Genomic DNA, 11,377 nt, shown 5'->3' with positions numbered 1-11,377 from the left:
ATGCGGGAATTCGCCCTCGTCATTGCGCAGCAGTCGGTGCATCTGTACCGCCTGAGCGGGGCCCGTGCCGAACCTGTGGCGGCAGCGGGTGTGGATGTTGACCCGGTCGCCTGGGTCGCCGCCCACATGCCGGCGCGCGGCAACTGCTCGCTGGTCAGCGACATCATGGACGAGGCCTACATCCGCAATGTCCTGCCGCCCATCTGGCTGGCTGGCACGCGGCAGCAACTGCTGCAACGCCGGTTGTTGCAGCAGTTGCGCGACAACCCCTACCGCGCCGCCGTGCTGGTTCCTTCTGGCTCGTGGCGACCGCCGACCCGTGTCAGCCTGATCGGCATGGGGCAAAGCGAGCGCATCGCCCAATGGCTGGTTGCCCTTACGGCGCAACACATTCGCGTCAAGGGCTTGTGGCCGTTGTCGGCCCTGATTGCGCTGGAGGTCAGGCAAAAGTTACCCCGCCGGCCGCGCACCGATCCGCTGGTGCAGGGCCCACCGGCCCCCCCGGAGCCGGCCAGCCTCAGGCCCACGCTGGCCCTGGTGGCCACGCCTGCCGGGCTGCGGCAGGTGCTGGTGCGCGGCAAGACTCCGCTGTTTTCGCGGCTGGCGCTGAGTGTGGGTGAAGGCAGTTTGTCAGCGGCCTTTGTGCTGGCCGAGGCGCGCAGAACTGTCCAGTACCTGATTTCTCAGGAATGGCTGAGCAGCGCCGATCAACCCGTAGCCACGCAGATGTGGTTGCCGTTTGATGACGCGCAGGCACTCGCAGAAGCTGCCACTGACCCTGCGCTGGACGTGCAATTCATTGAAGGCGTGTCCGACGCGTATGCCCGGCTGCTGCCGCGGCTCAAGACTGCCTCTGCGCAGCTGCAGTTTTTGCCGGACGAGTCACGCACGCAATGGCGTGCGGCCCAGATAGGGGCCAGTGCAAAGTACGGCGGCATGGCGGTTCTGGCCCTGGCCGTTTTGTGGTCGGCGGACTTGTTGTGGTTGTCCTGGGGCAAGCGCAACCTGGCGCAGGAGCAAGTGGCGCGCGCAGCGGTGATCAACCAGCAGGCCAGCCAGGAAGTCCTGCGCGCCAAGGGTGACCTGAGTCAGGCAGGCCTTGCGGTGGCGTCGGTGCAGGCCTGGCAGCAGACCATTGCGGCACAGCCCGACCAGTTTGCTGGTTTGCAGCATCTGGCCGGTGCGCTGAAAGCTGCGCCCGGGGTGGAGGTACAAAAAGTCAGCTGGTCGCTGCCGCGTCTGCAGGTGCAAGCCGCCGGCGCACCTCCCGCCGCGGCCGAGCCATTTGGTTGCCCCAAGGTGGTGGATGCCGCCGCGGCCGCCGCCGCCGCGGCCGCCGCACCTGCTGCAGAACCTGCCAAACCAGCCCTCGCCCTGTTGAGCTTCACCGCGGCGCTGCCCCTGACATTGACACAGCGGCAGGCGCTGCAGCTGCAAGACGGCTTGCTTGCCGGTTTGAATACAGCGGGCTGGTCGGCGATTCTGCTCAAGTCCACAGTGACGCTGGACCCGGTGCAGGTCCAGGGCGGCACACTCGGCGAGGTGGGTGCACGCACGATGGACCTGTGTCTGGAGAAAGTCGCGCCATGACGGACCTTCAGAAAACGCGCAGCGTCTGGCGCATGGCCGCCCGGCCGCTGGTGCTCGGCGCCATCATGTGCACAGTGGCTGCAGCCTTGGCTGGCGGCGCAAGCTGGCTGGCCCGGGACATTGCGCTGGAGCAAGGCAGGGCGCAGGTGGCGCTGAACGCAGCCAACCAGTCGCTCGAGAACACCCAGTCCGACCGGGCCAGGCTGGAGGAAAACCTTCAAATGTTTGGCAAGCTCAAGCAGTCATATTTTGCCCACACGCCCGACAGGCTGGCCATGCTGGAAGCACTGGAAGCTGCAGCCCGTGACCTGCGAAAAAGCACCCTGGTATGGGAGCTGGGCGCCCAGGAGAAGCTCAAACCCCTGAGCGACGACAAGACCGGTGAAACCGTGGCCCACATGGTGCGTGTCCCCATGAAACTCAGTGTCAGTGGTGTCCATGAGGAAGAGTGGCTGAACCTGCTGGCACGCCTGCAGGGCGGCAACGCGGGTTATTTCACGACCGACAGCTGTATTTACGATCAGAAAACTTTCGCCAGTGCCGACCGCTCGGTTCCAGCGATCGATGTACATTGTGAATTGTCCTGGCTGTACGTGGTGGTTGAAGGCGCAGCGCCCAAAGCGCCATGAAGGTGAAGCCTGTGATGAAATTCTTCCCGACGGTTGTCATGGCTCCGCGGTTCGGGGGCCGGGTTGTGGCACTCGGCTTGACAGCGTTGACTGCCTGTATAGCCATGGCGCAGACGGCAGGGCCGGCGCTGACCGTTCCTGGCGTTGCCCCCTTGTCCCGCGAGCTTGGGGCGCTGATTCTTTCGCCGGCTCAGCGCCGAAATCTTGAATCGGCACGCAACGCTGTCGGCAATCCCGACGGGGGGGTGCAGGTGCTTCCAAAAGAAACGTCGGGTGAGGCGGCCCCGGGCTTGCCGGACGCCCTGGTCGTCAGCGGCGTGGTGGTCCGTTCGGGCAACCGCAGCACGGTGTGGGTCAATGATCAGCCCTTGTATGGCCGCGCCGCCGTCAATCCCTTGCGCTCTCTGGCGGGGCAGGCGGGTGTGCTGCAGCTTGCGGGCCAGGACATGCAACTCAAAGCCAGGCCGGGTCAGGTGATTGATGTGCCGTCAGGGCAGGCGGTGGATTTGTTGCCGCCGGGGGCTATCCGGATTATTCCGCCGAAGGCGGGCGCGCGGTGATGGCAAAACCTTAGGAACTATATGAGCAATCAATCTAAAACAGTGATCCAGTGTCCTGGAAAATCTCACATCGCCAGGGTGGGTAAGCGCCGGGGCCTTTCGTTAAAAATCCGCCAGTTCGGTTTCAGTTTGATTGAAATAGCTCTGGTCCTGGTGATTGCGGGGCTCGCCCTCGGGGCGGGAATGGCTGCGCTTGGACCTCAATTGATAAACAAGAAGTTTTCAGACACGCAACGCCAATTACAGGATGCGAGCGACGCCATTGTCGCTTTCGCCATGGTTAACCGGCGCCTTCCTTGTCCGGCTACGGCAACGAGTGTTGGAAGAGAAAGTTTCTGTACAAATCCGAATCCAGCAGGGGGCTGTGGGGCAGAAGTTTTTGTGACGACTACGGCTGGAGGCGGCGCGGAACGTGGGCGGTGTTTTGTGACAGCAAACCCAAATACAGGGTTTGTGCCGGCTGCGACGCTGGGAATGGCGGGGCAGGGTGCGAATGGACTAGTCATTGATGCTTGGGCGCGTCCACTGCGCTATATCGTGCCCTCGACAGTAAACACCACCACAAACAATGGCTCCATTACCTTGGCCATCACGCCGGCAACCTGCGGGGCAAATGCATCCACTTGTTATCCGTTTACCCATGCTGACGGCATCCGGAACAGGTATTACAACCCGGTTGTCGCACCAGTCAGCGATGTCCGCGTCTGTGATTCAATTGGGGCCGCCAATTGTGCTGGTGGACGACAACTGGCGAACCCCGCATTCGCTGTTTATTCATACGCAGCAAACCTCAACGCTGCACCACCTGCCCTGAGTGTGGACGAAGCGGCAAATGTTAATAACGACAGGATTCTGGTGTCGCATCCACGTAACGAGGCAACGACTCCTGTCAACACATACTTCGATGATGTGGTGGTCTGGCTGACGGTAGAGCAGCTTATACAGAGAATGCAGGGCAATGGCGTTTTGCCCTAGTGGCCAAAGGGTAGATCTGCTTAGTGACTGCTCCTTGACTCATTTCACGACATAACCTTGTAATCATGGAAGGTCGCTCCACCGTTCTCTTTGTCGAAGATGACCCTTCCCTGCGCGATTGGTGGTGTGGCTCACTCCAAGACATCGGTTACGAAGTGCTTTCGGGTGGGGCAGCGGCTGAAGCTCTTGTGATCGCCCGGCAGGCGCATGCACCCTTTGACCTTGCCGTGCTCGACCTGGGCCTTCCACCTCACCCGAACGACCCGACAGAAGGTCTGGAGTTGCTAAGGCTGCTCATCCTGGAGCGGCCTTCGCTCAAGGTGATCGTGTTGACGGGCCAGGATGAACCCGCGGTGGCGCTGACGGCCATTGGCCTGGGTGCCTTCGATTTTCTCAACAAGCCGGCCAGCATACAACGTGTGAAAGAAGCCTTGGCCCGTGCCGTGCTGTTTCTGCAGGCTGAAAAACAACTGAACACTGACGGACAGGCGCGCATGACGCTGACCGCACCGATGGGGGAAGGTGTCAGGGAGTTCGGCGAAGCTGCGCAGGAAAAGCTTGTGCGGTCCGTTTTGGCCGATACCCAGTTCAATGTGGCACAAGCGTCTCGTAAGCTTGGGCTGACCCGCGAGCACCTTTATTACTTCATGAAGAAGTTCGGCATTGAAAGAGCGCCGTCGTGAACGACTTGTACGACGCGGCCGTAGCCCTGGTAGTGGCGGGCTTGAGCGTGGGGTTCACGATGATCTGGCTGCGCCATCTGAGCCGACTGCATCGCCAGCGCATGGACGAGCTGCTGGCCTTGCGCGAGGCCTTGCATGATGACTTGCTGGGCACGCTGGTGCGGCATCAGCACACGCTTGCGCAGTTGGGCCTGGTCAGCATGGACTGGCGGGGGAGCTGGTATGGCTCGCCGGTATTCACCCGCATGGGACCGCCCATTCCGGCGATTGTGCACGGTGCGGCCGTGCCCGGTGCACGAGGCGAGCGGCGTTTTGATGACCGCGTCCTTTGTCAGAGTTTTCAGTTTGACGATATCTCATTGGACTTTCGCATTGGCCTGAAGGGCTTGCGCGGTGAACGCCACTTGTTTGCCTTGCAGGCGGCCGGGGTCCTGTTTGCCATGCTGCAAGGCGCCCTGGCGGCCCGCCAACTGGCGCTGGTGGCAGCGGTCAGCCAGCGTGCGCGGGTAGGCGTTTTCTTGCAGCACGATATGCGCAACTTGGCCCAATGGGTGCAACTGGTGGCGGAGGACTTTGCGGGGGCAGAAGACGACCAGACCCTGATGGCGCGTGCGCGGCGCCTTCGCAGCAATGCACCCTTGGCCGCCAATCGGGCAGAGCGCATGGCCCAAGCCCTGCTGAATCCCACCTGGCAGGCTTCCCTTTCGGCGCCGTTGGCCCCCCTGGAAGAACACGAACCAGACATGCTGGACCTGGACGAACACGTTCGCCAGGCCGGTCTGCTGCATCAGGTCGCCATTGAACTGGAGGGGGGCGCGTGGCTGCAATGGGACGGTGCTGCGCTCGCCACGGTGCTCGACAATGTGCTGGGCAATGTCTCCAATCTCTCGCGTCAGCGCCAGGTAGCGGCGCATTGTCGGGTTGTTGTTGTGGACGAAGAGTCCCACATCGCTGTGCATTTCGAAACGCCACATCTGCCGCTGGAAATTGCGTTGGACAAACTGTTTGAGCCCTGGGCCAGTTCCGGCGCTGTCAACCGGGGTCTGGGGATGTACCAGGCCCGCAAGCAGGCCCAGCTTGCAGGGGGCGAGCTTTCCGCAGAACGGCTGGGCAAAGGCCTGCGCGTGACGCTGCGGCTCCCATGTAAAAATTCCTGACTCCTCAAATCCGAAAACAAAAGATACATTTAATTACCGATGCATCCCGCGTCGCGTAATTATTTTGGAGTCATCAATGAAAACATTGAAAAAACAGGGCGGTTTCACACTGGTTGAAATCGCGATAGTGCTCGTGATTGTGGGCTTGCTGCTGGCTGGCGTGCTCAAAGGTCAGGAGTTGATCGAGAACAGCAAGATAAAAAACATCGCAAAAGACATGGATGCTGTTAGTGCCAGTATTTTGTCCTACCGGGATCGCTACCGGTCGCTGCCTGCCGACGAAACGGGTAGCACCATTGCCTTGTACGGCTGGGCCGCAAATGTGGGCGCCGGCAACAACAATGGGTTGATTGGTGCAGCTTCTGTAGATCCATTTGGTGTGGCGGCTGGTGAGAACGTCAATGCGTTTCGTGCATTGCGGTATGCGGGGTTTATCGGTGGTAATCCAGCCGATGCGGGTGCAGCAGCCCGGCCTGCGCACGCTGCTGGCGGCAACATGGCACTCGGGAATACTCTGTGGGGCCTGAGTGGCAATGTCGTTTGCCTCAACAATCTGACCGGAAAATTCGCAGGCGCTCTTGACCGTCTCATCGACGATGGCGTGAACAACACCGGGATTGTGCGATCTTCAACAGTCGCGCCAGCGGCGGCTGTTGCCCCCGCAGCAGGTGCTTATCTTGAAGCGACGACTGGGTACTTTCTCTGCAAACAACTTTGATTTCTTTCTGACCTTGCAAAGCCGGGCGTTTGCCCGGCTTTTTCCGTGTCAGAAGCATTTTTTTAGTCCGCTGTTTTTCGGATAAGCAGGATTGCAGCTTGGGCTTTTAGCCGCTGGTTTTTGTGTTGAGCTGTCGAGCCGAGGATGAAACTCGCGGTACAAGAAAGTTGCGTGCTAGACTTAATTCACGATGTATCTCCTGACACGCTCACCTCAGTCCGTGGTGACTCCGGTGAAGCGTCCTGCAACTGCAGTGCTGGTTGCACTCGCATTCTCCACGCTCTGGTTTCTGTGCACCACCCCGGTGCATGCCGCAGCCGACACCAAAGCCCCCGAACGCGTCACCCTGCAGCTCAAATGGCTGCACCAGTTCCAGTTTGCCGGTTATTACGCTGCCCTGGCCAAGGGCTTTTACCGTGATGAAGGGCTGGACGTCACCATTCGCGAGGGCGGTGCCGACCGGCCGGTGATTGCCACGGTTCTCAAGGGCGACGCGCAATACGGCATTGGCGATTCAGATATGTTGATCAACCGCATCAACGGGCAGCCACTGGTGGCGCTGGCGGCGATATTCCAGCACTCGCCCTACGTCATCTTGAGTCGGGCGGACCGCCGGATTCGCTCCCCCAGTGACCTGGTCGGCGCCAAGGTAATGCTCTCCGACGCTCAGGGCAGCATCCAGCTGCGCGCCGTGCTCAAGCGCGAAGGCATCGACCCCCAGCGTGTCAACATCCTCCCGCAGTCCTGGAAGCTTGAGGACCTGATCGAGGGCAGGGTAGACGCCATGTCAGCCTATTCGACGGTGGAGCCCGCCTTGCTTCGCGCTCGCGGTGTGGTGCCCGCGACCATGCGCAGCCTGGACTATGGTGTCGATTTTTATGGCGACATTCTCTTCACGACGGAGGCCCAGGCAGAGAAAGCGCCCGAACGCACGGCCGCCTTCCTGCGCGCTACCCGAAAGGGTTGGGAATACGCCTTCGCCCACGAGCCGGAAATGGCCGATCTGATCGCAGGAATGACAGGTGTCCGGCAACGGGGCCTGACCCGCGAGACCCTGCTGGAGGAAGCGATGCAGATGCGGCCTCTGGTGCTGCCCGATCTGGTGGAGATCGGGCACCTGAACCCCGGCCGGCTGGACGCGATTGCGCGGACGTTGGCGAGCCTGGGCATGGTCAAGGCGGACTACTCGCTGGCGGGACTGATGTTCGAGCCGAAGACGGGCCTGCATCCAGACCTGGTGCGATGGCTGGCCGGCGCGGTGTTTGGTATTGGCACTCTGCTGACACTGGTGCTTCTGTGGAATTTGCAGATGCGCCGAAGTGTTCGTGAGCGCACCCGGCAGCTTCAAACCGAGGTGTTGCGGCGTACCGAAGCGCAGCAGCAGCTCAAGGTGAGCCAGGACATGGTTCAGCTGATGTTTGGCACCGCGGCTTCAGGCATCGTGATGAACACGCCGGACGGACGCTTCCTGATGGCCAACCCCGCCTACTACGCCATCGTGGGCTACTCCGAGGCCGAATTGCAGGCGATGGATACGCGCGAGCTGACCCACCCCGATGACCGGACGCGTTATGCCGCGCAGAGGGACCGGATGCTGGCCGGCGAGCTGGAGAGCTTTTCGGACGAAAAAAGGTATTTGAAAAAGGATGGCTCGGCCGTATGGGTTCATTCGACGGTGTCCATGGTGCGGTCGTTGTCGGGCGAGGCCACGCACATCATTTCGGTGACTGAAGACATCACGGACCGCCGGGCGATCCAGGACAAGCTGCGCCAGAGCGAGGCCCTGCTCAGGATTGCCGGGCGCACCGCGCGGATTGGCGGCTGGATGCTGGATCTGCCTGGGAATCATGTGGTCTGGTCCGACGAAGTCTGCAAAATCCATGAGGTGCCGCCCGGCACCCGACCCTCCCTGAAGCAGGCGCTGGAGTTTTACGGATCGCCGGAGTGGCGCGGGAGAATAGAGGCGGTGGTCCAGGCGTGTATTGACACTGGGGCGCCCTTCGATGAAGAGCTGGAGATCACCTCTGCTGGCGGACGCCGCGTCTGGGTCAGGGTCATTGGCGAAGTGGTGCGTGATGACAGCGGCAGGGTCATCCGCCTGCACGGCTCGACCCAGGACATCACCGAGCGAAAGCAGGCCCAAGAAAGCATCCTGCGCCTCAATGCCGACCTGGAGGAGCGGGTACGGAAGCGCACCTCGCAACTCGAAGCCCTGAATCGCGAGCTGGAAGCGTTTTCGTATTCCGTGTCGCACGACCTGCGTTCACCGCTCAACACCATTGACGGCTTCAGCCAGCTGATAGAACGCATGGCGTCGGAAAAAGTCGGGGCTCAGGGAAAACATTACCTCAGCCGTATCCGCGCCGGCACCCGCCAGATGGGCGAGCTGATCGAGGGCTTGCTGTCGCTCGCCAAGCTGTCGCGGGACCCGCTGCGTGCGGGACCCGTGGATCTGGCAAAAATTGCCCTGCAGGTGGTTCAGGCGTGCCGCGAGCGGGAGCCGGAGCGCGTGGTGGAGATCCACGTTCAGGAGAACCTGTTGGTGCTTGGCGACCCGCTCCTGCTCTCCGTGGTGATCCAGAACCTGGTGGGCAATGCGTGGAAGTTCACCTCCCTGCAGCCGCTGGCGCGTATCGACGTGGGGTGCAAAACGGGTGCGGACGGCGAGGCCGTCTATTTCGTCAGGGACAATGGCGCCGGCTTCGACATGGCTTACGCCGACAAGTTGTTTGGCACCTTCCAGCGGCTGCATTCCTCCACCGACTACGCAGGCACCGGCATCGGGCTGGCCACCGTCAAGCGCGTCATTGAGCGGCATGGGGGGCGGGTATGGGCCGAGGCGGCCGAAGGGCTGGGCGCAACCTTTTACTTTACCCTTGGCGCGGTGGTGGTTGACAGCCCGGCTGTCGCCGCTTGAAGTCACGCCGGCCGGCTGCCGGAGTGGGAAAAATGTGGAGCGGGTGATGGGAATCGAACCCACGCTATTTGCTTGGGAAGCAAAAGTTCTACCATTGAACTACACCCGCATTCAGGCTGAGAGCACCGCCCGATTATAAAAGTGAACTGCCAGGCAAAAACGCTCAGGGCCGCAAATAAGCCCAGCCTTCGCCCTGTTTCTTCATGATCTCGGTCACCCCGGCAGGAACGTAGCTGATGCCGGACTGCATGTCGTCCCTGGTCAGCTTCGCACCGCGCATGGTGTTTTCACACGCCACCACGCGCACATTGGCTTTCAGCGCCTCGGCTATACGCGGGCCGACCGGCGACTCCAGCTTGAGCATGCCTATGCCCGGACCGTAGGCAACGATCGCAATGTCGACGTTGGCGGCGCCCACGTCCTCCTGCACATTTTTGGCATTGTTCAGGGCCAGGTTCCATTTAGCCGGGTCGTTGTCACTGACCTGGATCACGAGTTTGTGGCGTTTTTGGCCTGCAGCCCCCATGCCCTGGGCGCCGGCAGCTACCAAAAACGTAGCGCCTGCGACCGCGACACCGGCATGGATAAAAAGTCGGCGCTTCATTTGAGGATGTCTCCCAGGCAAAGGTATTTCATTTCCAGGTACTCCTCCATGCCGTGGCTGGAGCCTTCGCGGCCCAGGCCGGACTGCTTGACGCCACCAAAGGGCACATGCTCGGTGGCGATCACGCCGGCATTGATGCCGACCATGCCGTACTCCAGCGCTTCGGCGACGCGGTAGATGCGGCCGATGTCTCGGCTGTAGAAGTAGCTGGCCAGGCCGAACTCGGTGTTGTTGGCGGCGTCAATGGCTTCCTGCTCGTGCTTGAAGCGGAACACCGGTGCAAACGGGCCAAAGGTTTCCTCTTTGGCGCAAAGCATGTCGCCGGTCGCTTCCGAAATCACGGTGGGCTCGAAAAACTGGCCTTTGAGCTTTTTGCCGCCGGCTAGCAACTTGCCGCCTTTGGCAATGGCATCGTCGACATGGCGCTGCACTTTGTCGACCGCCGAGTCCTCGATCAGCGGGCCCTGCACCACGCCGTCCTCGAAGCCGTTGCCGACCTTGAGCAGCTTGACCTTGGCGGCGAATTTTTCGACGAACTGGTCGTACACGCCGTCCTGCACATAGATACGGTTGGCGCAGACGCAGGTCTGGCCGGCGTTGCGGTATTTGCTGGCCATGGCGCCTTCGACGGCCGAGTCCACGTCGGCGTCGTCGAACACAATGAAGGGCGCGTTCCCGCCGAGTTCAAGGGCCAGCTTCTTGATCGAGGGCGCGCTTTGCGCCATCAGGATGCGGCCGACCTCGGTGGAGCCGGTGAAGCTGATGTGGCGCACGATGTCGCTGGCGCAGAACACCTTGCCCGCAGCAATGGAGTTGTCGCTGTCGGCGGTAAGCACATTGAGCACGCCGGCCGGGATGCCGGCGCGCACGGCCAGTTCGGCCGCAGCCAGCGCCGTCAGCGGCGTCAGCTCGGCCGGCTTGATGACTACCGGGCAACCGGCGGCCAGTGCTGGCGCCACCTTGCGCGTGATCATGGCCAGCGGGAAGTTCCAGGGCGTGATGGCCGCGCAGACACCGATGGGTTGCTTCAGGACCATCAGACGGCGGTTGTTGTCAAACTGGGGCAGGGTTTCGCCGTTGACACGTTTGGCCTCTTCGGCAAACCACTCGACAAAACTGGCGCCATAAGTGACTTCACCCTTGGCTTCGGCAAACGGCTTGCCCTGCTCGGCGGTCATGATGCGGCCCAGGTCTTCGACATTGGCCATCAGGAGCTGGTACCACTTGAGCAGGATGGCGTGGCGCTCCTTGCCGGTCTTGCTGCGCCAGGCGGGCCAGGCGGCGTTGGCGGCGGCAATGGCGGCTTCGGCGTCCTTGGCACCCAGATTGGCCACGTCGGCCAGCTTGAGGCCGGTGGCGGGGTCGTTGACGTCAAAACGCGAGCTGCCCTTGACCCACTGGCCGTTGATCAGGGCGTCGGTCTTGAGCAGGCTGGGGTCTTTGAGCAGCGAAATCGGGGAGGTTTTCATGTCCATGAGGGTCTCTTTCGGGGGTGCCGCGGCTGCGCGGCTCATTGGCACAACCTGCAAGCATAGCGTGTCGGG

Annotated in this window: 10 protein-coding genes and 1 tRNA gene; 8 read left to right on the top strand and 3 right to left on the bottom strand. The window is 61.6% G+C overall.

The window, feature by feature from the left end:
* The 8 genes from PSV33_RS13510 to PSV33_RS13475 all read left to right on the top strand — a co-directional run bounded on the left by PSV33_RS13510 (nt 1) and on the right by PSV33_RS13475 (nt 9,229).
* Nucleotides 1–1,590, top strand: coding sequence for a hypothetical protein (locus PSV33_RS13510; protein WP_300562628.1), 1,590 nt, complete (start codon nt 1–3; stop codon nt 1,588–1,590).
* Nucleotides 1,587–2,219, top strand: a complete 633-nt coding sequence (locus PSV33_RS13505; protein WP_300562626.1) for a hypothetical protein — start codon at nt 1,587–1,589, stop codon at nt 2,217–2,219. Before PSV33_RS13510 ends, PSV33_RS13505 begins: the two co-directional genes overlap by 4 nt.
* Entirely contained in the window at nt 2,216–2,779 is a 564-nt protein-coding gene (locus tag PSV33_RS13500; RefSeq protein ID WP_300562624.1) for a hypothetical protein, read from the top strand. The genes PSV33_RS13505 and PSV33_RS13500 overlap by 4 nt, the downstream gene beginning before the upstream one ends.
* Before the next feature lie 21 nt (nt 2,780–2,800).
* Complete coding sequence (locus PSV33_RS13495; protein ID WP_300562623.1) at nt 2,801–3,754, top strand: type II secretion system protein; 954 nt, start codon at nt 2,801–2,803, stop codon at nt 3,752–3,754.
* Between the two features lie 65 nt (nt 3,755–3,819).
* The gene (locus PSV33_RS13490; RefSeq protein ID WP_300562621.1) at nt 3,820–4,437 is read left to right on the top strand and encodes a response regulator; all 618 of its coding nucleotides are present in this window, start codon (nt 3,820–3,822) and stop codon (nt 4,435–4,437) included.
* Entirely contained in the window at nt 4,434–5,594 is a 1,161-nt protein-coding gene (locus tag PSV33_RS13485) for an ATP-binding protein (RefSeq protein ID WP_300562619.1), read from the top strand. Before PSV33_RS13490 ends, PSV33_RS13485 begins: the two co-directional genes overlap by 4 nt.
* A 76-nt stretch (nt 5,595–5,670) precedes the next feature.
* Nucleotides 5,671–6,312, top strand: coding sequence for a type II secretion system protein (locus PSV33_RS13480; protein ID WP_300562617.1), 642 nt, complete (start codon nt 5,671–5,673; stop codon nt 6,310–6,312).
* A 232-nt stretch (nt 6,313–6,544) separates the two neighbouring features.
* Nucleotides 6,545–9,229 (top strand): ABC transporter substrate-binding protein, encoded by a 2,685-nt coding sequence (locus PSV33_RS13475; protein ID WP_300562616.1) that lies wholly within the window; start codon nt 6,545–6,547, stop codon nt 9,227–9,229.
* 35 nt (nt 9,230–9,264) lie between these two features.
* On the opposite strand, the gene PSV33_RS13470 is transcribed toward PSV33_RS13475, so the two are convergent.
* The 3 genes from PSV33_RS13470 to PSV33_RS13460 form a co-directional block, all read right to left on the bottom strand.
* Nucleotides 9,265–9,338: transfer RNA gene (locus tag PSV33_RS13470), tRNA-Gly, on the bottom strand.
* 54 nt (nt 9,339–9,392) lie between these two features.
* Complete coding sequence (locus tag PSV33_RS13465) at nt 9,393–9,833, bottom strand: DsrE family protein (protein ID WP_300562614.1); 441 nt, start codon at nt 9,831–9,833, stop codon at nt 9,393–9,395.
* The gene (locus tag PSV33_RS13460) at nt 9,830–11,308 is read right to left on the bottom strand and encodes an NAD-dependent succinate-semialdehyde dehydrogenase (protein ID WP_300562612.1); all 1,479 of its coding nucleotides are present in this window, start codon (nt 11,306–11,308) and stop codon (nt 9,830–9,832) included. Before PSV33_RS13460 ends, PSV33_RS13465 begins: the two co-directional genes overlap by 4 nt.
* Nucleotides 11,309–11,377 lie beyond the last annotated feature (69 nt).

Origin of the sequence: Polaromonas sp., assembly GCF_029945895.1 — a bacterium.
Lineage (GTDB): Bacteria > Pseudomonadota > Gammaproteobacteria > Burkholderiales > Burkholderiaceae_C > Polaromonas.
Note: the sequence above shows the minus strand (reverse complement) of the source record. Positions and strands in the feature narration are given on the sequence as shown.